Origin of the sequence: Streptomyces sp. NPDC044571 (assembly GCF_040647115.1) — a bacterium.
Lineage (GTDB): Bacteria > Actinomycetota > Actinomycetes > Streptomycetales > Streptomycetaceae > Streptomyces.
In genome coordinates this window covers 35,055-57,537 of record NZ_JBEZBN010000028.1, presented here as the reverse complement: position 1 = coordinate 57,537, position 22,483 = coordinate 35,055, and the positions used below count along the sequence as shown (strand labels likewise).

Genomic DNA, 22,483 nt, shown 5'->3' with positions numbered 1-22,483 from the left:
AATTTCACTGTCAGGAAATTCTGGCCGGACCATGGATCACGCTGACCGCCTAATCAAAGCCGCCAATACAAACTCCATGGCTTCGTCAACAAGAACGATCGCACCCAGCTCGCCAGCTCTCACAGACAGCAAGCCTACCCGGCCATCCGAATCTTCGAGGGCAGGAAAGAAGAGCTCCCACCCGATTCGAGAATCCCGGACTTCGTCGATCGAGTCATATCTGTACCTATAGACATCAAGCACCTCCTTGGCTGGCGGGAAGGTGACTTCGACGACACTGTCAGACTCGGAGGCCAGCGCGGCAACCAACCGATCGACGTCCTCCACGAGAGCCGCAGGCCGGAACGCAGATAGCAGCTCCGCGATGTCCCCAACTCTTACCTGCTTCACGGCATTCCCCTCCACGCCGGATATGCATTCCCTGTCATCGTTCCCTCGATTTGGACCTCGAACTCGCCTCTGAATTCTACCCAAGGCTCGTCATTGCTGTGTACATGCGGCCGCCCAGCAGGAACTTTCGATTTGATCACTACGCCAACGCCGGTCGGCCCCTTAGTTGCTGCCCGACGTGCCACTGCCTCACTTGTCGACCAACTGGTGAATGGGCTATCGGTGTCACCAAGATGGTGCGACTCCGCCGAAGCATTTCCTCCACGGGGGACGGCCACGCCATCCACCGCCGCATCGAAACCAGGGTGTCCCTCTGGGACGCCACGATAGACGGTCGTCCCACCACCGCAATTGTGAACGAGGACCGGAGTGGCCCCTGCCAGCACATAGTACGTGTGGAGGTCGGCGATTGTGAGGTTGTGGACTGTTGCTCGCGGAGCCGCGTGGCGCTTGACGGCTGTGATCTGGACGTGCGTACCAGCGCTGGTCTGGAGCCACTGGCCCGGTTGGAGTTCGGTTGCGTCGACCCACTTGGCGAGTTCCACGACCCAGAAGGGGTGGTGGTCAGTGGCGGTTATGACGTCGACGGTGGGGGCTGTGTCGCCGTCAGTGGTGATGCTGATTTCGACGAGGTTCTTCGATCCTTCGCCGAGGATTGTCGCTGTTACATCCTTGGAAACGGTTTCGCCGGTTTCGGGATCGGTAGCGACGACCTTGTCACCCGGTTCGAGTTCTTCGATCGGCTTCGTGGAGCCGTCGGCCATCAGGACCAGGGTTCCGGAGGTGAAGCTGTTACCGACGGGGCATGAGCCTCCCTTGCCCGCGATCTTGGAGCCGATCTTGGAAATGGCGGCGCCGACTCCCTTGCCGATCGCATTACCTAGCGCTGCGAGAGCTGGACCGGCAGCCGCACCCACTGCGCCGCCCGCAGCTCCCCAGAGAGCACCTCTGGCTTCGTCCTTCAGGATGCCCAAGGTGCTGTGGTCGGCGTTCGGGTCCATTGCATTGGCCACGGCTGCGCCGGCCGCTCCTGCAATGGCTCCGCAGCCGGCTGCCAAGGCGAAGCCGACGCCGCCTGTTGCCACGCCGGCCGCACCCGCAGCAGCGACGCACGCCGTTCCCACAACAATCTCGGTGGTGATCGAGACGATCATCACCTTGTTCTCGTTCCAGAACTTCTTGGTCTTGTTGACCGTCTTGTTCCAGTTGCACTTCGAGAAGAAGCCGCAGCTCTTGGTCTTGTTGGAGGTGCTACTGCTCGTTGTCGGAGGTGATGCACCGAGTTGCTTGAGTACCTCGTGGTCCGACTCGTCGATCGTGCCGCCGTTGGCGGTGCAGTTGGAGTAGTGGGCGCAGTTGTCGTCCTTGAGGCCCGTTGGGTCCGAGCTCATGACCGGGTTGCCGCTGGCGTACGTGTAGCCGTTCATCTGCATCGGGTCGGTGATGTCGATGATCGGGTCGACGCTGATGAAGCGGCCGGACGAGGATTCGTACTCGCGTGCCCCTATGTGGGTCAGGCCAGTGCTGGTGTCGTCGATGCCTGTGCCGACGAAGGTACGGCTGCCGGGCCAGTTGCCGGGCTGGGCACCGCGAGGGTTGCCGTACGGGTCGGACTTGCGGCGGGTGACCTGCTGGTCGCCTGCCATGTCCACCGAGGTGGTGGCGGTGTTGTGGTGGTCGGCGAGCAGGACCGACAGGTTGTGGCCGGTGGTCTTGCCGCCGGTGCGGCGAACGGTGGTCGGGGCGCCGGGGCTGCTGTAGTAGCGGGTGGCGTCGACGGCCTGGCCGCCCAGGTTGACGGTGATTTCGGTTTCACCGAGGTAGAGGGTCCGGGAGCTGCCGGTTTCCTCGATCAGCCGGTTTCCGTTGGCGTCGTAGAGGTACTTGCTCGTACCGTCGGCAAGCGTCCACTGCTGGTTTCCGGCGCCGCTGACGCAGTTGTAGAAGATCAGGTCCGTGCCGTCGGCGGCGATGCCTCCGCTGACGTCGAGGCAGGCCGTGGCGGCGGTGCTGTACAGGGACTTGTCGCCGGCGCGGTAGGTGAACTTCTGGTCGCTTGAGCCGTTGCACGGTGCTAGGACGGCCTTGCCGTTCCTGGCGGTCAGGCACTTGCCCAAGGCCTGGACGGTGTCACCGGTGAAGCGCCACTGCTGGGCCTTGCTCTCCTTGCAGGACATCAGCTGCACCGGCGTGTCGGCCGACGGATTCCCGTCCTCGGCGTCGAGGCACTTGCCGGACAGGCCGGTGACGGATACTGCGCCGATGCCGGGGCTGGACGCCGTTGTCAGCTTGTTGCGGCGGTCCCAGTTCAGGGTCTGGGTGTCACCGCCGATGCGGCGGCTGGTGGTATTGCCGGACGCGTCGTAGGTGTAGGTGGATGTGGAGCTCACCACGGAACCCGGCTTGCGGGTGGTCTTCTCCACCTTGGTCAGCGCGTGGGGCTGGGTGCCCTCGTAGCGATAGGCGGTCTCGTCGTCGAGGGCCGTGTCTGCGAGGTCGTGTTCGACGAGGCGGGTGCGGTTGCCGATGGAGTCGAAACCGTACTCCTGCCAGAACCCGTCGCTGTCCGGCCCGGGCGTGACGTCGGCGAGCGTGGGGCCGGCGCAGGTTTTGCCGGTCCAGGCGTGGGCGAGCTGCCCCATGGGGTTGTAGGCGTAGCACTCGCGGTCGGTGGTGCCGTCGCCGCGAGTGTCGGAGACCGCTGTGATGTTGCCTGCGATGTCGTACGTGTAGGAGACGTCGCTGATCCGGCTGGAGCCGGTCTTCTCCCGGTCGCTGGTGGACCGGGTGAGCATGCCGGTGCTCGGATCGAACCTGTTGGTGGTCCACACGCGGTTCGGTGCGCTGCCGGAGGCGGTGCGAAGTACCTGCCCGAAGGGGCTGTAGACCGTTTCGGCGGTGTACCAGTTGAGGCCCGACATGCTCTGCGGCATGCCGTCGCGGTTATAGCGGGTGATCAGCTTTTCGGCGGCCAGGCCGCCGGGGGTGGCAGGCAGGGTCGTGGACTGCACCTTGCCCGTGGGCGTGTAGGTGGTGCTGGAGGCGTAGCTGCCGGCGAGGCCCTTCGTGGCGGGGGTGTCCGGGATCGTGGTCCGAGAGCCGGTGGGCCGGTACTCGCTGTCGTAGCCGGTCACCTCGGTCTTGAACTGGTCGGTGCCTTCGTAGCGGATGGACGCGACCGGCTGGCCCTTGCCGCCCGGAAGGGTGTCGAAGCTCCAGGAGGCGATGAGGGGCCCGGTTGGGGAGTCGTCGCGGACCTGGGTCGCGCGGCCGAGTGCATCGTAGACGGTGTACTGAGTGCGTCCGCTGGAGTCCTTGGCCCAGATCTGCTGATCGAGCTTGTCGAAGCCGAAGGACGACTGGCCGGTGTCCGGGTCGGTCGAGGAGATCGTGCGGCCGCGGGCGTCGTAGGTGTACGTCCACCGGTTGCCGGCTGCATCCTTGACCGCGGTCAGCTTGTTGCGGTGGTCGTAGGTGTACTCCGTTTTGTTCCAGGTGGTGCTGCCGAGGTCGGTCGATGTCGCGTACTCGACCGCGGAGGTGCGGCCCAGGGCGTCGGTCGAGGTCCTCTTGGCTCTGCTGCCCGCCAGAGGGCTCAGACCGTCGGGGTCCATGGCCGACCGGGTGAGAGTTGTGTCACCGGTGTACTGGACCGTGGAGGAGTACTGCTTGACGCCCTTGTGGAGCGTGGTGGTACGAACTGGCCGGCCGAGGCCGTCGTAGGCCGCCTGGGTGGAGTTGGGAACTGCGGTCACCGACTCCGGAACATAGATCTTCATGTCCGGATCGCCGTCGGCGTGGTAGCCGTTGTCGGTCCGCCGGACTGCGCCCTGCGAGTTGTAGAAGGTATCGGTGATCAGGCGGCCGCCGCCGGGAGCCTCGCCTTGGGTCTGACGGGGGCGGAGCAGTCCGTCGTAGATCGCGATGGTCTTGGTGTACGTGCCGTCGTCCTGCAGGGTTCCGCTGGAGACGATCGGCAGCTTGTCGGGGTCGATCTGGTAGCCGAAGGTGAAAGCGGCCTTGTCGGTGGGCTTCTGGGACGGGGTCCACACGGCGGTGGAGCGGCCAAGCTCGTCGTATGCGGTTGTTGTCTTGCGCCCGTTGGCGTCGGTTTCCTCGAGCGGCGTTCCGCGGCCGGGGTCGAACTTGGTCGTGGTCGTGTGCCCCAGCGCGTTGGTGGCGGTCACGGAGTAGACCGGACCGGTGGCCGGGCTGTAGGCCGTCGACACCGCGTTGCCGACGGCGTCGAGGACCTTGACCGAGCGGCCGAGCGTGTCGTACTCGGTGCGCGCGGTGGTGATCCAGCCGGTGCCGGCCTCGTCGTTGGTGTCGACTTGGCGGACGAGCCCCTTGGTGGGGGCGGTACCGAATGCGTCGAGGGCGTCGTATGAGGTGCGGGAGGCGGAGATCAGCGCGCCGGTGCCCGCCTGGGCGCAGTCGCCTGCAGTGGTTCGGATCTGTTGCGGCAGACCGATCAGGTTGTTGGCGGGGTTGTGGACGTAGGTCGTGGTCGCGCAGGTCTGGCTGACGGTCTTCGGGCCACTGCCGCCGGTCCCGGGTTCGATGGCGTCGGTCTGGACCTTGTTGATGAGACCGTAGTCGGGCTCGCCCTGCTTCGGCTCGTGGTAGTAGAGCGTGCGTACCGTCCGGGTGCCCTTGCTGGTGGCCTGGAGCGCGTCGGTGCGTGCGTTGCCGGAGCGGTAGGCCTTGAGGGCGGTCGTGCCGGGACGGTCACGGGATGCGGTCTCCTGGCTCCAGGGCCAGGTCAGGGAGCGGGCGGCGATGCTGCCGCCGGCCTTGTTGTAGGTGATGGTCTCGAAGGCGCGGCCCTGGTACTGGGGCAGGTCTTCGCCGAGGTCTTCGGTGCCGGTGGAGTCCTTGACCTTGATCTCTTCGCGGCCGGCGTCCTTGGACATGCCCCGGAAGTAGCGGGTACGGGTCTCGGACTGCTCGGCCGCCTCGGGGCCGGAGGTCTCGGTGCCTGCGCCGTTCGTCGTCTTTACGCTGGCGTAGCCGCGCCACTGGCTGTAGGTGCGCAGCTCGGGCTTGGTGAACTCGTCGTCCTCCTTGGCCCAGGCGGGGTCGCCCTCGTAGGTGTAGCTGGTGACCACGTTGGACTGGCGGGCGACGCGGTCTCGTTCGGTGACTTTGGCGACCAGGTACTTGTTGAACCAGGCCAGCGGCGGCTTCTCAAGGTCGCTGTCGGGGGACCAGTGGACAGGGAAGCAGAGGCTGTTGTTCTTCTCCGGTGCCGGATGCGGGTCGCCCACCTTGCAAGGGGCGGAGTAGTCGACGGAGATTTCACCGCCGGTCTCGGTGCGGATGGTCTGCACGCGAAGCCGGTCGAACTCCGGCGTCTTCTCGCCGATGCTGGCGGCCACGCGGTTGGGCATGTCGACGGCGTTGGCGATGAAGGTCACCGGTGGAAGGGTCACGCCAGTCTGGCCGGCGTTGGCGCTGTATCCCGTCCGGACGATGGAGTCCAGCCACAGCGGGGGATGTGAGTCGGTGCGCTGCTTGGGGAAAGTCTGGGTCAGAGACCACCGGTCGACGTTGGTCAGCTTCGTGGAGCCCTCGGTGCGCTGTGCGAGCGTGGTGACGGCAGTGAGGCGCTTGCGGGACCAGAAGGTGGGGGAGCCGATGTAGCAGCTCTCTGCGTCGTTCTGGCAGAACAGCGTGGCGGGGGTGTCCCACCATGCCTGCTTGTCTCCGTAGTTCTTGGACTGGAAAGCGGTGTCGTCGCACTTGCCTTCCAGGCAGCGTTCGTCGACCTTGAAGTCGACCCGGGCAGCCGGAGCTGCTGCGAGGTTGTCCGCACGCAGGCCGTAGGAAATCTGGACGGGGTACCCGCCGCGGATGTAGGTGCCGGACTTGTCCTTGAACTGCTGATTCTTGGCGTAGCGGTTCGCTTCGCCGGCCCAGTCGATGATCATGGCGTTGCCGTGGATGTCCTCGACGTAGTCGAGGTTCCAACGCCAGGCCTGGTTGCAGGACGAGTCGGCGAAGGTCTCCTTGTGGCAGGGCTCGCCGGGGTGGTTGCCGAAGACTGGCACGGTGAAAACGGAGTTGGTGACAGCTGTCGTGGCGGAGTCACCGAGGGCGTGGTTGCCGACGTTGTGCAGACCGAAGTGGTAGCGCGTGCCGTCACGGGTGGTCAGAACCCAGTAATCACCGTTCTGTGTGCCATTCGGCTTACTCGCATCGGCCTTAAGTTCGATCTTGGAGCCGTCGTCGGAGGCGGGAGTCCACTGTCCCGTCTTGCCGTCGTGCACCAGTTCGGTGGTCGATCCGCCGAAGGACATCACCACGTTGTCGCCGGACCAGCAGAGGTCCGACTTCTTCTTGTCCGTGGCGTTGTCGTTGTTGGGTGCGCCTTGCGTGGTGCTGCGGTCGTCGGCGCAGGAGCGGTAGCGCCGCTCGATGAAGCCGGGGTTGTAGTCCCAGCCGTCACCGATCCAGGACGCCTGGCCATTGGCGACGGACGTCTTGCCGTCCACCGCCTGCGAAGAGTACGAGAACGCGATCTTCGGGGACGGTCCGGCAGGAGGCGCCGGAACGGTGAGCGGGTAGGTCCAGGAGAATCCGCCGCTGCTGCCGCCCGCGCTCCATGTTCCTGACGGGGAAAGGGGGGTGGCCTTGTAGGTGCCGCCTGCGCCGGCACCACCGTCGCTGGCAGCGAGCACGGTCGCTCCACCACCGGCGCCGCCACTGCTCAGGGCCATCGTGCGCATGCCCTGAACGGGTACGGACGCCGGGTCGACGGTCGCTCGGACCGTCTTGGTCACCGGATCGTTGGTGCTCGGGATGTCCGTGCCGACGGAGCACTCGGCGGGCCTCGGTATGTCGAGGAAGCACACCGGGTACTGCTTGATCTTCAGCCGGGTCGCCCATTCGTTGCCGAAGAGGTCCTTGAACTTCGTGTAGTCCAGCTGGACGTCGGCGGGGGCGGAGCCTTCCGCTGGGGGCGTGACCTTGATCAGGGCGCCGTCTACGTCGGAAGCCTCGGTTGCGGTGCGGGACAGAACTCCGACGGTCCAGGTGCCCGAGGGCGCGGGAGGGGGTGTGGTGCCCTCCTCGGCCTTCACCTGTCCGATCTTGATCGGCAAGGTGCCGACCTGCACGTCGCCGCCGGTCGGCGGCAGTGTGACCTGTTCGCTCGCTGCGCTCGGCGGCGTCTTCATTGCGGCTTCGAAGCCCGCCGACGGCGGAGCCGGTCGAGGGTCCCAGCCTAGAAGTTTGGCGGCTTCCACCTTGTCCAAGGTGGCCTTTAGGTCCGGTTGCAGGTCCGGTAGCTGTACTGCGGTGCGGCTGCCTGGTGGCGTCGCCGCCCAAGCCTCGATCGGAAGCAGGGTCGTGACCAACAGGACGGCCAAGGTGACACCGGTGCGTCTGGCCAGCCGCGCGCGTCTCGCGCGGGCCTTCCTGCTTCCGGGCAGGCAGAAGTTGTTCGCCGAGAACGGCGACATAATTAACCCCCCACGAGCTGCCGCCGCGGTGATGACACACGGTCGGCAGAAAAACTGACAATGAGCCAGCTGATTCTGCGGCTCCGAGGGCGGAAAAGCTACGGTTCCGACATTCTGTGTGGCGTTTGTCACTTTAGGTGCGGAATACATCCACCTAAAGGGCGCTAATCGGGCGCAAATGGCATGCTGCCTGGACTGCGGCGCAGGTGAAGATGTCCCCGGGATGGTTCATGCTCTGCTGACGCTTCTTCACGCAAGAGGCAGGGACGGCGACTGCAGCCTCCCAAGGTTTCCGGCAGAACGCCGAAAAACATCAGTGAGCACCGAAGGCCGCTCTGTATGCGCGCGCCCGAGGGGGGAGAAGTACGCTCGTGTCCGTCAGTGATTCGTCCGTGGACGAAAACCTGCCAACGTCGATTGCCGAAGCAGAAGTTGAGGCGCCGCCGCCAAGTCGCTGGTTCAGGCGCCGCCGGGCTTGGGGAGGCCTTGCTGCCCTGCTGGCCCTGGCCGTCGCACTGCCTGTCGGCGTGCACGGGCTCGGCGAGGGCACGCCTCAGAAGCGTCCGGACGAGGACGCGTCCGTGGCCGCGCCCGAAGCACGCCGCCAGGCCGAACGCACCGGCAAGGAAGTCGAGGTCACGGCCGCGCGCACCGCGAACACGTCGACCTGGGCACAGCCCGATGGGCTGTACCGCAAGAAGGTCTACGCCTCCGCGATCCGGGCGAAGGTCGACGGTCAGTGGAAGCCGATCGACACCCGTCTGGAGCGCGTGGACGGCGGTTTCGCCCCGAAGGCCGTCAACGAGCGCGTCGTCTTCAGCGCCGGCACACCGCGGGCCTCACGCCGGGTGTCCCGCACATCGCTGACCCTGACCCAGGACACACCCGCTGAGTCCTGGACCGAACTGGTCCGGTTGAACGCCGATGGGCACGAGCTGGTCGTCAGCTGGCCCGGAGCACTGCCCGAGCCGGTCATCGACGAGTCGCGGGCGCTGTACGAGAACGTCCGGCCCGGCATCGACCTGGTGCTGACCGCGCAGGACGGCGGCTACTCGCACGTGCTGGTGATCAAGGACAGGCAGGCTGCGGCCGACCCTCTGCTGGGCGAACTCAAGTACCGGCTGTCCTCTCCCGACCTGGCCTTCCGCCTCGATACCGAGTCCGGAGCGGTCAGCGCCCGCAACGAAGCCGGCGAGGAAGTCGCAGGATCACCGTCACCACTGATGTGGGACTCGTCAGGCAAGGTCGCCACCACCGACAACGCCCTCGCCTGGAAACCGTCGGAGGCAGCCCGGCAGCACCCCACGCTGGGAATGGCCGGCCTGGCGGGCGCGGAGGGGGCCCACATGGAGGTCGCCAAGGCCGCCCTCGCCGAGAACACCCTCTCCCTCACACCGGACAGCTCTCTGCTGAGTGCACCCGAGACGGTGTATCCGGTCTTCCTCGACCCTTCCTTCAAGGGTCACAAGCACGCCTGGACCCTCCTCTACAAGACGGAGGGCAGTTCGAGCTTCTACAACGGGCAGAACTACAACGCCAGCGGCACGAACGAGGCGCGCGTGGGGTACGAATCCACCACCGGCGGGACGTCGCGGTCCATCTTCAACTTCGACTTCGGCACCGAACTCCACGGCACCGCGATAAAACGCGCCGCCGTGTACGCGCTTCAGACGTACTCATGGTCGTGTGACCGCAAGCCCATGGACATCTACTCGACGCCGTACATCACGTCGTCGAGCACCTGGAACAACACGACCTCGTATTGGACCCGGAAGGTGGCGACCGAGACCGCCGGCTACGGCTACAACAGCTCCTGTCCGGACAACTGGGTCGCCCCTGACATCACCGGACTCGTCGCCGACGCGGCGAGCAGCCGGTGGGGCGCGCTCTCCCTCGGCTTCGCCGCCCCGAACGAATCAGACTCGTACTACTGGAAGAAGCTCCTCGCCAACGGCGAGTACGCCCCCTACCTCGACATCACCTACAACACGCCGCCGGACGTCCCGATCGCTGCGAACATGAGCACCTACCCGGGCGGTCCCTGCGTGACCACCGGCCCTGGCACCAGCATCGGGAAGACGAACGTCACCTTCCAGGTCAAGGGCAGCGACCGCGACGGCCTCCCCAACCTCAACAAGCTGCAGATCGAGGTGTGGGACGCCGACAGCGGGCAGCCGATCCACAACGAATGGATCCCCGTCAACAGCGACGGCGTTGTCACCACGGAAGTCCCCCTGGACAGGTTCACCTCCGGCAGAAAGTATTACTGGCTCTCCCGCGCCGTCGACTGGGACGGCGTCGGTTCGTCCGGCAGCGGCCCCCTCGACTCCGGTGGCGGCGGCTGGTGCACCTTCACCGTCGACCACGTCGTCCCGCCGGCCCCGGGCGTGAGCTCGACCGACTTCCCTGGCGCCAACCGCGACAACGATCCCGCGCCCTCGTGGAGCGTCAACCCGGCTGGCACCAAGGACCAGGTGATCAAACTCCTGGGCAACGGAACAACGGCCGCAGACATCCGCGAATACCAGTGGAGCCTGAACCGCCCCGCCTGGGACCAGAAAGCGGTCCCGGCAGCCGACGGCACTGCCGAGCTCCGCCTGCAGGTCAACACGGCAGGCCCTAACGTCCTCTACGCCCGCACCGTCACCAAGGCGGGCAACATCTCCCCGCAGACCGAGTACCTCTTCTACGTCACCCCCGGCGCCGTCCAGGACACGCCCGGCGACGTCACCGGCGACGGGCACCCCGACCTCCTGGCCGTGGACATCCAGGGCAACCTGCGCACCTACGCCGGTGACGAGCGCGGCGACACCGACGCTTACATCCCCGGTGCCGTCAGAGACGGCAAGACCCTCGAAGCCGGCTACTGGAAGGACGCAAACGGCAGGCGGGCCCTGATCGCCCACTCCACCGACTGGTACCCCGGTGACGGCATCACCGACCTCATCGCCCGTATGCCTGAGGACGGCAAGCTGTACGTCTACCCCGGTACCGGCACCGGGCAGTTCGACGTCGCCCGCCGCCTGGAAGTCATCCTCCCCGCCAGCGCGCCCGACCCCGCAACCTTCCGGCAACTCGTCGCCACCGAGGACATCACCGGAGACGGCCTGGCCGACATGTTCGCCCTCGACGCCGCAGGAGGCTTCTGGTTCTTCAACGGCTGGACCGGCGCGAGCTTCACCTCCTACAAGAAGCTCGCGGCCAACTGGGCCCCCCGCGACATCGTCGGCGTCCGCGACATCTCCGGCGACAACATCCCGGACCTGCTGTACCGGGACGACGCCAACGCCAGCCGCGGACTCGTCCTGCGCAAGGGCAAGGCGGGAACCAACGGCGGCGTCGACATCACCTCCCTGCAGGCCGCAGCCAACGCCGAAGGCGGCCAGGACTACACCTACGCCACCACCTCCTGGAGCAGGGCCGAACACCCGATGATCCTCGGAACCCCGGACTCGAACGGTGACGGCATCCCGGATGTCTGGGCCACCGGCACCGACGCCAACCAGTTCCTCTTCCTGGGCTCGCGGACGGCAATCGGCGGCGCGAGCGGCCGGGACGAGGACGGCTGGAACACCTTCCTCACCATCGGCTGACCCCACACCACGACTCGGCCGAGCCGTCACACACCCAACGCCGATCAGGCACCACGAAGCCCGGCAACACAGCACACGTGGCGGCGGTACGGGCTTCGGACCCGGCCGCCGCTCTCGTGCCGACACCGCACACCCGAGCCATCCAACAGCCCTCTCGGCGTCGCCGGCTCCACACACCACAGCTGCCGACTTCGCAGCCACCACCCCAGAAGGAGTACCTCATGAGCCTCGCCGCCGTACTACTGACAGCCGGCCCGATATGCCTCGCCGCCGGAGGCACCGTCGCACTGAACATCCGCGGTACCGCCCAGGCGCTGGCACGCCGGGCTGTCCACAACAGGCAACGGGCCATGCATGCCCGAGGCGATCTGGGACCGGCCCCGCTTATCGCGTCCGCAGGGATCTACCGATTGCTGGCCACAGCGATGTCCCTCGGAGGACTCGTCCTTACCCTCGGCGGACTCCTCGAACTCACCTAAAGGGTGTTGCAGAAGGTCGGTTTCGGGCAGGGCTGTGTGGGTGCTTGACCTGCTGTTTCACCGTGTCATGGCGAGGTTGTGCATGGTGGCGATGGCCTGGACGGCGTGGTGGAGGCCGTCGCCTTTCTGGCGGCAGTCGCGGAGGATCTTCCAGTTCTTCATCCGGGCGAAGGTGTGCTCGACGCGGGCCCGGACCCGTCGGTGTTCGGCGTTGTCCTCCTCCTGGCCGCGCAGGAGGGGACGGCCGGCTCGTCTGCGGTGCGGGACGATCAGGCCGGTGCCCAGGTAGGCGCCGTCCGCGATGACCGTTGTCCCGGCCGCCGTGGCCGGCAGGTCCGAGTCCCGCCAGACGTGGGCATCGGCCTTGTTGCCCGGCGCCGGGCGGGCGCTCGCGACGACCAAGCGGCTGTCCGCGTCGATGATGACCTGCACATTCGCAGAGAACCGGTAGTTCCTCGACGAGGCACCGACCGTGCGGTCCCGGACCGGGATCAAGGTTCCGTCCACGATCCACAACCGGTCCACGTCGACGACCGGCCGCGGCGCCGGTTCCAACGCGAGCAACGGCCGCAGGCGCTGGATGACCCGGCAGACGGTGGCCGGGGAGATCCCGAAGAGCGGGGCGAGCTGCCGCATCGTGAGGTTCGTGCGGTAGTACACCGCCACCAGCAGCACCCGATCCGCCAACGGCAGACACCACGGCCGACCGCCGCCCGGACCGTTCCCGCCCCGCTCCCGAACCACCTTCACCAGCTTCGCGAACCGATCGATCCGCAAGCCCGTGAACGTCTCCACCCACACCGGCTCAGCCCGCAACACCCCACCCATACAGGAGGAATGCCCAGAACTTAGAGGACGTTAAGTCCCTTTCCGGTAGAGGCCCCGTCCGGGCTGGGTGAGGAAGCCTTGGCGGGTGAGGCGTCCGAGGCGGCTGCGGGTGACGTTCAGGGCGGGGTCGTCGGTAGGCATACCGAGAAGTTCGTGCAGGTCCCGGACCCGGAACTCCCGGTCGGGGTGCTGGTTGAAGGCATTCACGATGGCCTGGTACGCGGTGGACTGCTCGGCCGGCTCGGATGCGGTTGTGGCGGGTACGAGCTCGGCGAAGACCTTTCCGGCGGTGGCCAGTTCGACCAGCCGGGCCTCGGCCTCGCCCAGGGCGAGCGTGAGGTGCTCGATCTGCCGGCGCAGGTCGTCGGCTCTGGCCGCGGCCCGGTCGTGCTCGGCCTGCAGGCTGATGAGGAGCTCGGTGATGTCGTCGTTCATGCGGCCGCTACGATCTCGTCGCGCCAGGCCGGGGAAGGCATGGTGAGGCGGCGGGTCATGTTCGCGGTGGCCACCCAGTAGACGCGGGAGGCGGAGTTGTCGGGCCGGTGGTCGTACTCGCGCACCAGACGCCGGTGAAGCATCAAGGTGCCGTTGACCTGCTCGACCACCCACCGCTTCGGCTGCGGGACGAACCCTTTGGCCTTGCCGTCGGGGTTGCGGACCACGGTCTCGACCGTGATGCCGAGCAGGGCACCGTGGATGGCGGTCTCATCCTTGAACCCCTGGTCCACCAGGGCTTTCTCCAGACGGTTGCCGCACCGCTCGGCAGCCTGGGTGAGCAGGGCGGTGCCGGCGGCGTTGTCGTGCGCGGAGGCGGCGAGCACGACGACCCCGATGATCAGGCCCAGGACGTCGACCACGAGTCCGCGCTTGCGGCCCGGTGTCTTCTTGTTCGCGTCCAGACCCGTGGTGGTCTTGGGAACCCCGGCCGCCGCACGGACGGACTGGATGTCGAGGACCACGAGGGACGGGTCCTCTAATCGCTTGGCCCTCTCCCGCACCTGGCAGCGCAAGAGTTCCTGTATTCGCTGGTCAAGACCGTCCCGGCGCCACAGCGTGAAGTAGTAGAACACCGCCGACCACGCGGGCAGGTCGTGCGGGAGGTAGCGCCACTGACAGCCCGTCCGGTTCTGGTAGAAGATCGCGTTCACGACCTCCCGCAGATCACAGGAGCCCGGATCCCCCGTCGCCGACCGCGCCACCCGCCCCTGCTTCCACGACTCGATCATCGGCCTGACCAGATCCCACTGCTCGTCCGTCATGTCGCTCGGATACGCCGGTCTCTCCATACGCCGCAGAAGATCATCCGAGCTCCATCCAGCACGCCAGTACGGATCACGACCACACGAACGAGTGATCACGAACCATGGATAACGGGACTTAACGTCCTCTTAGGCTTCCGCAACAAGCTTTAAACTTGTCGTTTAACGAAGCGGGACCCTGGGCTGCCGCTCTGATGTTGCGGAGTGGTGGAAGCGGCCGTCGTGCGGATGAATCTGCGCCAGGATGAAGCCGTGGATGACATCGCTTACCGCCCTGCCCAGCCCCATGAGCTAGCCACCGTCGCTGAGTTGCGGTGGCGGTGGGTGCAGGAGCTCTACGGAACGCCCGACACCACGCTGGACGAGTTCGTTCCCCGGTTCGTTGCATGGGCCCGGGAGACCGAGTCCTCGCATCGGTGCTTGGTGATGGTGCGTGACGACGTTGTGATCGGCATGGCCTGGCTGGCGATCACGCAGCGTGTGCCGCATCCGCGCGCGTTCGAGCGGATGTCGGGGGACGTGCAGTGCACGTACGTCGTGCCGGATGAGCGCGACCGCGGCCTGGGCGGCGAGCTGATCGAGGCGGTCTTGGCGTGGGCAAGGGACCTCGGTCTTGAACGGGTGACTGTTCACTCCAGCGACCGGGCGGTTTCGGCGTACTCCCGTCATGGCTTCGAGGTCTCTCCGCGTCTGCTGCAGGTCGAGGTTGGGCAGGGCGGCGCGGGGTGAGTCCTCTGACCGGTGGCCGGGGTGAGTCGCTGGCCATGTTGTCGCGGTTCCGGGCGGACTTCTATGGGTGCCTCACTGGTCGCTCGGACGCGTTGTTCGAGCTGACGGATGCCCTCCTTTGCACGGAGGGCCCTGTCAAAACGCTGGTGGATCTCGCACTCGCGCCAGAACACCGGCGGGGTCACGGAGCCCTGTACGGCGGGCTCAACCAGGGGCGGATCGACTTCGGTCGGCTCCGTCGGGCCCTGGCCGGCCTGCCGTTGCCGAGAGCGGCGGAGGGCAGGCTGGTCCTGGCCGTCGACGTATCGCCCTGGCTGCGGCCGGACGCCGCGACCTGCCCGGACCGTTCCTTCTGCCACACATACGGCCGGGGTCAGAACGAGCACCGGATGATCCCTGGCTGGCCGTATTCGGTCGTGGCCGCACTGGAGACCGGCCGCACCTCCTGGATCGCCGTTCTGGACGCCATCCGGCTGGAGCCGGGCGCCGATCTCGCGGCCGTAACCACCGCCCAGATCCGTGAGGTCACCGAGCGGCTCATCGCCGCCGGCCAGTGGCGGGAAGGGGACCCGGAGATCTTGGTCGTCCTTGACTCCGGATACGACGCACCTCGCATCGCTCACCTCCTGTCCGGCCTGCCGGTGCAAATCCTTGGGCGGCTCCGGTCCGACCGGGTCATGCGACGGCCAACACCACCTCGCGTCTACGACCCGAGAGGCGGGCGCCCGCCCAAGCACGGCGGCGAGTTCGTCTTCGGCGACCCTTCTACGTGGGGCACCGAGCAGACCGTGACGACCACGGACACCCGGCTCTATGGAAGAGCCACCGCGCAAGCCTGGGACCGGCTCCATCCCCGGCTCACCCGCCGGGCGGCCTGGCTCGACCACGACGGGCCACTGCCCATCATCGAGGGCACCGTCATCCGCCTGGCCGTCGAGAAACTGCCCTCGGGAGGAGTCAACAAGCTGGTCTGGCTCTGGTGGTCCGCCACCGCAGCCACGGCTCAGGACGTCGACCGCTGCTGGCAGTCCTTCCTTCGACGCTTCGACATCGAGCACACGTTTCGCCTCTTCAAGCAGACCCTGGGATGGACGAAGCCTCGCCTCCGTGACTCCGCTGCGGCAGACCGCTGGACGTGGCTCGTGATCGTCGCCCACACTCAGCTCCGTCTTGCCCGCCCACTGGCCACCGATCTCCGGCGACCATGGGAAAGGCCGACGCCACCGAACAAGCTCACCCCGGCAAGGGTCCGGCGAGGGTTCAGAAACCTCCGCGAGAAAACACCGTCGCCAGCGCGTGCACCGAAACCCTCCCGGCCCGGCCCCGGGCGCCCGCCCGGCTCGAAGAACCGGCGGTCGGCCACCCGCTATGACGTGGGACGCGTCCTCGCCACCGGCCAGGCATACAGCCGACCTATCCATCACAAGGTGGGAACCAAACCACGGCGCGTTGGATAAACGACAAGTTAAAGGGCGTTGCAGAAGTGTGGCTGCGGGCATGGCTGAGTCGTTGACTGCAGAGCGTGTCGTCCCGCCTGGGGTGTTCGGTGACGCCGCGTCTGTCCTGGATGGTTCTGTGTGGGGCCGCGTAGGCGCAGTCTCGACTCGTAGCGACGGCTACCCAACACGGGAGCCGTCGGATTCTGCGGTATGCGAGAAAGGCCCGAGTCGATGAAAGTGCTTCAGAATGCCCTCATGCTCGCGTAACGTTGCAGGTCAGCAAGCCTGCTCCCCGCGCACGCGGGGATGACCCCAGGCTGCCGATGATCGAGCCGACGTTGCCGAGCTGCTCCCCGCGCACGCGGGGATGACCCCGGTGATCTTCGGCATGGCGCCTTCCTCGATGTACTGCTCCCCGCGCACGCGGGGATGACCCCAAGGACATGCCAAGCGCTGGAGGCGGAGTTGGACGTGGTCGCAGACGCTTGCGGTGACGCCGATGTGGGCGTGGCCGAGGGTTCCTTGAAGTGTCTGGAGGGACTCGACGCCGCGGCCCGCAAGGGCATGCACGGCAGTCAACCGCCGGTCATCACGGACGACATGACCTCACCGTCCTGCGTCGCCGCGCGACGGTAGGGGGATTCTCAGCAGGGCTCAGGGGAGCTCATGCGATGTCGCACAGGCCTACTGCTCCCCATCAGGTCCCAGCGTGCTCCGCATGTGGACCTTGTGCCACGGGTTCTGAGCCCGGGTCTGGGCGCGATCGAGATATTCGCGTTTCACCGTTGCCGAACCTGGCTTCCAGCGGCCTTGCTGCGTGGGGTCGCCGCCGGCGTCCGCGATTTGCTGGGCGCCGCCGCGGCGCAGGCCGTGTGAGGTGATCAGGTGCCAGCCGGGCAGGCCTGCAAGGTAGGCGCGGTGGCGGATCCAGTCGTTGAGGGCGTCGCCCGTGACGTAGTCGCCCCGGGTGGTCGCGGCAGTGCGGTTCTGGAGCCTGCCCTTCGAGGTGAGGGCGCGCATCAGCGGGCCGTCGTGGACACCCATGCGGTGCAGGCAGTGCAGCCAGTCCCGTACGGCCGACACCGGGTCGTACAGCGCGGGACCGGCGGGGTCGGCCGGGATGAACGTGCTCTCGCCCTTTCCCTCCTGATCCGTCTTGGAGTACGCGATCCAGAGGTCGACGCCGCTGTCCTCCACCTCGACGTCGTCGATGTCCAGGTTTGCCAGCTCGATACGGCGGTTCAGCGCTCCCCGGCCCACCAGGAGCGCGCACCGGTCCCGGAGTCCTGCCGGTGTGCGCAGGTCACAGGTGTCGACCATGGCGCGCAGCATCGGCTCGGTGATGGGCGGGGCTTTGCGTACGCGGTTCCGCTTGCCCCACTCCTTGCGGTACTCGGCCAGCATGCCGCGGGCTTCGGTGGTGCCCGGACGCTGGCCCTCCGGCATCCACGTACGGACGCCCGACATGTACGTCCGGATCGTGTTGGGGGCCATGTCCCGGGCGATGAGGCCGGCGACCCATTCCACGTACGTGGCCGTCGTGCACGGGCGTGCCACGCGCCCCATCGCCTCGCACCATTCGGCGAAGTTCTTGCGCTGGCTGCTGTAGTTGCGGTTGGTGTTGGCCGGCGCGGCCTTGTTCTTCAGACGCTCCGCCGTGGCCGGCGACACCTCGAAGTCCCGGCGGGTGTAGGTCGGGGCGTCCGCCTCGGTGGGTACGGATTCGCCGGGGTGGAGGATGGTGTGCCGGTCGAGCAGTGGCCGGGGCGCGGCTGCCGAGGGGATGGTGGCGGGCAGCAGCGCTTCGTCGACGAGCTCGGCATCGAGCACCTCGGTGTCCTCGTCGACCGCCACCATCGACGCCCCTCCCGCCGGACCCTGATGCGCGGTCATGCGGCCCTCCCCTGACGATCGTTCCTGGGCAATCACCCTTGTATAAGGGAATTTATACGAGGGTTGCGCCCGCGTTTGATTGGAAGGACAGAGAGGAACGAGGTTTTCCTCGTGGCGTGCGAGTTTGCAGGCCGCGGTCGGGTCGAGCTGCACAGGGGGTGTACCCCTGGCCGCAGGTGAGTCAGCCCGCCGCTCCCGCGGCGGGGCCGGACTCCGGAGCCAACGGAGGTCCCAACCAAACCCTGGCGGCTGAAGGACTTGTCGGTGGCCGGGATCGCGTCCCAGTCAGCCTCGGTGCAGCTGACGCGAACGTAGCGATAGTCCCGCGATTGCCGCGAACGTCGGAGACGGGCCCTTTTGTCTGGGCCAGCTGGGCTTCAGCAGCCCCAGCCCCCCGGCAGAAGCGCGGATAGGCCGCAGCCTGGCTTCGGGCTGGGGGTGAGTTGCCGTGCGTCCCTCAGCTCCGGACCGGATCTCGCTCGGGGCACGGTGCGTGGTCGTGCCGGGAAAACAGGAAGGGGGTGGTCAGCATGAGGAGACCGGCGACGGCGATCGCGGTGCGGGGGCCGGTGAAGCCGGCCAGCAGGCCCGACAGTCCGGTCATGGCCGCGACCGTTGCCTTGCTGGTGACCGACCACGCTGACAGGGTGCGAGCGATCCGGTCCGTCGGTGTCTGCTCCGAGCCAGTAGGTGGCGAACACCGGGTGGAACACGCCCCTGCAGGTGATCAGGCCGAAGGCGACCGCGATGACGAGCACGAGCTCGATCACGCCGGGCCGGATGAAGGCCAGCCCCAGCGGCCAGCACGCAGAAGTGCCCCGGCGGTGAGCATGACCCGATGCCGGCCGAGCCGTACAACGAGTTGGCGGGCCGGCCCACGCCGATGATGCCGCCCGACGCAGGGCAAGCCGAATGCAAGGCCGTACTGCCAGGGGGCGAACCCGAGGTCGCCGAGCATGAGGACGGCGAGCAGCGGCAAGGCCGTCATGACCAGGCCGCTGACCAGGCCCGTGTTGAAGAACAGGGGGCGCAGCCGCGTGTGTGCCCCGGTAGGCACACGGGACGCAGCTCACTGCCGCCGATCGCACGGAGTCCTGCGGCTGAGAGCAGAGAGCAACTGACTGCATCGGCCACCACGCTCATCACCGAGCCGAACAGCCCAATGGCGGCTGCGCTGAACGCCGGTCCGAGCACGCTGGCGGTCCAGGTCGTAGACTCGAACCGCCCGTTGGCGACGAGCAGTCCTCCGGCCGCACGAGCACCTTCAGGTACGCGCCACTGGCGCCGCGCTGAAAGCGATGCCGGCTGCACCGACGACGACGGACTCCACCCGGAGCTGGACGAAGCTGAGCAGACCGAGTGCGTACGCGAGGGGGACACTCATCAGTGCCGCGAACCGGGTCAGGTCCATCGCGACCATCACCGGCCGTTTGCGGCGCAACTCCACCCATGGCCCGAGCGGCACCGTCACGGCGGCTCCCACCGTAAGCCCCGCGGCCGCCAGCACCGACATCTGGGTCGGCCCGGCGTGCGGCACAAGGATCGCGATCAGGCGAACGCGTCGAACGCGAGCCACGTGCCGAATGTACTGACTGCACACGACGCCCACAGCCACCCGAACTGCCGGCCCAACGAACTCCCGTCCACCACGCTCAGCGCGCCCCTTCAGTACTTGGTTCCGCACAGCTCTGTAACCATGTTCCCCAAGGCCGGACGCCGGGTATGTCTGCGAGTTCGCGGCGGCCTGTGGCCCGACGGCGAGCCCGCGAGCTCAGGTCCCGTCCTCGTCGTAGTGCGCATCTTCCTCGTGGTTGTGGTCGTGCAGGCGCTGTTCGAGGTCGGTGACCCATCGCCGGGCCCAGGCGCGCAGTTCGGCCGTCTCGTCCTCCGTCAGGCCGTACGCAGCGAACTCGGTGTCGTCGGCCCACTCGGCGCCGGCGAGGCGGTCGCGGAGGTCCTGGAGACGGAACTCGTCGCGGCCGTGCCGCTCGCCGAGGCGTTCCAGCTCGTTTGTGGTGCGGTGTCGGGAGGCTGCGTGTACGTCGATGAGGTCGCGTACGGCGCCTCGGTCGGCCAGGGCGCGGACCTTGGTGCCGATGACGGAGTCGAACGCGAGGACCGGCCCGTACTCGGTCTGGGTGGGCGGGGTCCAGAAGTGCTCCTTGAGTACGTCGACCTCGCACTCCTCGCCGGTGTCCGGGTCGGTGGCCACCAGGCGGGCGGAGATCGCGTCCACGTCGATCATTCGGACCTGCCAGCCGCGCTCGGCCAGGCCCCGCTCAAGGCTGGAGACGATCTCCGACATCGGGGCGGGGTTCTCGGTGGCGACGTCGAGGTCCTGGCTGAGGCGCTCGACCAGGCCGTGGGCCTGGATGGCGTACCCGCCGGTGATCACGAGGGGGTAGGGGGTGCCGATGTCGATCACTGCGGCCAGGAGCCGACGGTGCAGGTCGCTCAGCTTCACGCGGCCGCGGACCTCGCGGTCACGAGCTCGGGAAAGGCTTCCTCCCAGACCTGCCGGATGTGCCGGCTGACCAGGGTGCGCAGGACGGGCCACTGCTCCAGGAGGAGGTCGTGGTTGAGCAGAGTCACCAGGTCCTCGTGCTGGCCCTCGGCGAGGACGGTGCGGTACAGACCCATGCGCAGGCGCGGGCGGTCCAGGTCGTAGGCGCGCAGCCCCGACCAGGCCACGTGCAGCGGCAGCTCGACAACGCCGTGCCGCGGACCTGCGAGCTTCTCCAGGGAGGCGGGCAGCCGGCTCGCGTACCGGGCGCGGAGCACCTCGGCGGCCGAGGGCGCTGCGCTGCTGGAGGAGAGCATGACCATGCAGCGATTATCCCGCGTCTCGTCCGTCTCCGGTACCGCAGACGCGACACCGGGTCCCGGCGGCTGTCATGTGCCTCCTGCGCTCGGCCCATCAGGGATACGCCCCCCTCTGCCCGCGCCGGGCCTGCCAGCCACTGGGCGCTGCCTACGGTGCCCACAGTGCTGCGTCTACGGTGCCCACAGTGCTGCGCCTACGGTGACCACGGTGCTGGGCGCCGCATCGGTCGGGCGCCGCCGGCATGGATCACCGTGCGGTGGGCGAGGCAGGCAGAACACCTCCCGGAGGAGGTTGCCAACGCCGACCGATCGCCATGAGGGTCAAGCTCCGGGCGTGGCCCAGCACTCCTCCAGACTTCCGGCGGCCGTAAGCCCGCTGAGGCGCGCGAACACCCTCGGCCGTTGCCCGCCGCGCGGTGGGCCCCCGACTCACGAGCACCGGAACTCTCTGCGAGCATCAATGCCTGTGGTGCGGAGTAGCGCCCGTAGGCCGCATGCTGTGTGCGCCATGTGGGGCGCCCTTCTTGTGGCTGGGCATTCGGCTAGCGTGGTTGAGCCGCCACCTGGCGCTTGCCGGGATGTCACGATCGACAGCATCAGGCGGAGGTAGTCGCAGACCCGCGGGCTTGCGAGACACGATCCAAGCGCGCCGGGACCGGCAACCTCTGGGGAGAGGTGTAGGGTCCCGACCGAACGAGGAACGTGCCGGAAATGTCGGTTTCAGTGAAAGTGCTTCGAAAGGCCCCGCTGACCGCCTAAAGTGGCAGGTCAGCAAGCCTGCTCCCCGCACACGCGGGGATGACCCCGATGTTTCCATCGCCCTTCCAAACGTCATCCCCTGCTCCCCGCACACGCGGGGATGACCCCCCGATGGCGTCAGCGATGGCATAGACCTCGTGCTGCTCCCCGCACACGCGGGGATGACCCCGGCGAGGCGTACAACGTCGTCGCCTCTTCCTTCTGCTCCCCGCACACGCGGGGATGACCCCGGCGAGTGGCGGATCACCGAGGAGCCGCAGTACTGCTCCCCGCACACGCGGGGATGACCCCTACGAGCGCGCCGTCGAGCTGGAGCCAGACGGCTGCTCCCCGCACACGCGGGGATGACCCCAGGCGCTTCCAGGTCTGCGGACCGGGGTACCCCTGCTCCCCGCACACGCGGGGATGACCCCGGTGACGGTGCGCTGTGCCGGTGCCAGGCGGCGGTGAACTGCTTCCCCGCACATGCGGGGTGCGTCGGCCCAGCCCGGCGGCGTACGTCGACCGCCAAATGCGACCAGCGGTGACCTCCCCCAGCGGTCCGTTTTCCAGACGCACCGGCACAAGGATCGAGAAACTCTCCTCGGTGTCGATCCGGCGGATGGCCAGGGGCGCCGTGGGGGCGCCGAGCTCCAGGATCAGTTGGTCGCGGGCACCGGCGGCGAGGGCGTCCAGGAGGAATTCGCGGTTGACGGCGACGCGGTCATGGTCGTCGTCACCGTCTCCGCAGACGGTCACCCCGCCGTCGGCCGTCACCTTGAGCACACTGAGATCACACGCCATACCATTCTGCTCGCGCACCTCGCTTGCGCGGACGGGGCCGGT

12 protein-coding genes, 1 pseudogene and 2 CRISPR repeat arrays are annotated in these 22,483 nt (G+C 67.4%); of the genes and pseudogenes, 4 read left to right on the top strand and 9 right to left on the bottom strand.

What is annotated here, in order from left to right:
- Nucleotides 1–36 precede the first annotated feature (36 nt).
- Nucleotides 37–390, bottom strand: a complete 354-nt coding sequence (locus AB0B01_RS17230) for a hypothetical protein (protein WP_361719020.1) — start codon at nucleotides 388–390, stop codon at nucleotides 37–39.
- Nucleotides 387–7,988 carry a ricin-type beta-trefoil lectin domain protein gene (locus AB0B01_RS17225; RefSeq protein WP_361719017.1) on the bottom strand — a complete coding sequence of 2,534 codons (7,602 nt, stop codon included), beginning with the start codon at nucleotides 7,986–7,988 and terminating at the stop codon, nucleotides 387–389. Before AB0B01_RS17225 ends, AB0B01_RS17230 begins: the two co-directional genes overlap by 4 nt.
- Nucleotides 7,989–8,437: 449 nt before the next feature.
- On the opposite strand from AB0B01_RS17225, the gene AB0B01_RS17220 reads away from it, so the two are divergent.
- Nucleotides 8,438–11,449: a DNRLRE domain-containing protein gene (locus tag AB0B01_RS17220; RefSeq protein ID WP_361719014.1), complete on the top strand. Its 3,012-nt coding sequence runs from the start codon at nucleotides 8,438–8,440 to the stop codon at nucleotides 11,447–11,449.
- Nucleotides 11,450–11,985: 536 nt separating this feature from the next.
- Here the strand turns inward: AB0B01_RS17220 and AB0B01_RS17215 are convergent.
- Genes AB0B01_RS17215 through AB0B01_RS17205 form a run of 3 tightly spaced genes read right to left on the bottom strand, consistent with a single transcriptional unit; the run spans nucleotide 11,986 to nucleotide 14,042 of the window.
- The gene (locus tag AB0B01_RS17215) at nucleotides 11,986–12,756 is read right to left on the bottom strand and encodes a transposase (RefSeq protein WP_361719011.1); all 771 of its coding nucleotides are present in this window, start codon (nucleotides 12,754–12,756) and stop codon (nucleotides 11,986–11,988) included.
- A gap of 30 nt (nucleotides 12,757–12,786) precedes the next feature.
- Nucleotides 12,787–13,191 carry a hypothetical protein gene (locus AB0B01_RS17210; protein WP_361719008.1) on the bottom strand — a complete coding sequence of 135 codons (405 nt, stop codon included), beginning with the start codon at nucleotides 13,189–13,191 and terminating at the stop codon, nucleotides 12,787–12,789.
- Entirely contained in the window at nucleotides 13,188–14,042 is an 855-nt protein-coding gene (locus AB0B01_RS17205; protein WP_361719005.1) for an IS5 family transposase, read from the bottom strand. Before AB0B01_RS17205 ends, AB0B01_RS17210 begins: the two co-directional genes overlap by 4 nt.
- A gap of 201 nt (nucleotides 14,043–14,243) precedes the next feature.
- On the opposite strand from AB0B01_RS17205, the gene AB0B01_RS17200 reads away from it, so the two are divergent.
- The 3 genes from AB0B01_RS17200 to AB0B01_RS17190 all read left to right on the top strand — a co-directional run bounded on the left by AB0B01_RS17200 (nucleotide 14,244) and on the right by AB0B01_RS17190 (nucleotide 16,819).
- Nucleotides 14,244–14,744, top strand: coding sequence for a GNAT family N-acetyltransferase (locus AB0B01_RS17200; RefSeq protein ID WP_361719106.1), 501 nt, complete (start codon nucleotides 14,244–14,246; stop codon nucleotides 14,742–14,744).
- A 35-nt stretch (nucleotides 14,745–14,779) separates the two neighbouring features.
- Nucleotides 14,780–16,201 carry an NF041680 family putative transposase gene (locus AB0B01_RS17195; RefSeq protein WP_361719103.1) on the top strand — a complete coding sequence of 474 codons (1,422 nt, stop codon included), beginning with the start codon at nucleotides 14,780–14,782 and terminating at the stop codon, nucleotides 16,199–16,201.
- A 267-nt stretch (nucleotides 16,202–16,468) separates the two neighbouring features.
- Nucleotides 16,469–16,625: direct repeats of the CRISPR family, unit length 29 nt; unit sequence CTGCTCCCCGCGCACGCGGGGATGACCCC.
- 29 nt (nucleotides 16,626–16,654) lie between these two features.
- The gene (locus tag AB0B01_RS17190) at nucleotides 16,655–16,819 is read left to right on the top strand and encodes a hypothetical protein (protein WP_361719002.1); all 165 of its coding nucleotides are present in this window, start codon (nucleotides 16,655–16,657) and stop codon (nucleotides 16,817–16,819) included.
- Between the two features lie 48 nt (nucleotides 16,820–16,867).
- Here AB0B01_RS17190 and AB0B01_RS17185 read toward each other — a convergent pair whose 3' ends face one another.
- The 4 genes and pseudogenes from AB0B01_RS17185 to AB0B01_RS17170 form a co-directional block, all read right to left on the bottom strand.
- Nucleotides 16,868–18,076, bottom strand: a complete 1,209-nt coding sequence (locus AB0B01_RS17185) for an integrase (RefSeq protein ID WP_361718999.1) — start codon at nucleotides 18,074–18,076, stop codon at nucleotides 16,868–16,870.
- 457 nt (nucleotides 18,077–18,533) lie between these two features.
- Nucleotides 18,534–19,723, bottom strand: a pseudogene (locus AB0B01_RS17180) (MFS transporter).
- 124 nt (nucleotides 19,724–19,847) lie between these two features.
- Entirely contained in the window at nucleotides 19,848–20,540 is a 693-nt protein-coding gene (locus AB0B01_RS17175; protein ID WP_361718996.1) for a nucleotidyl transferase AbiEii/AbiGii toxin family protein, read from the bottom strand.
- Complete coding sequence (locus AB0B01_RS17170; RefSeq protein WP_361718993.1) at nucleotides 20,537–20,902, bottom strand: hypothetical protein; 366 nt, start codon at nucleotides 20,900–20,902, stop codon at nucleotides 20,537–20,539. The genes AB0B01_RS17175 and AB0B01_RS17170 overlap by 4 nt, the downstream gene beginning before the upstream one ends.
- 774 nt (nucleotides 20,903–21,676) lie before the next feature.
- Nucleotides 21,677–22,071: direct repeats of the CRISPR family, unit length 29 nt; unit sequence CTGCTCCCCGCACACGCGGGGATGACCCC.
- Nucleotides 22,072–22,483 lie beyond the last annotated feature (412 nt).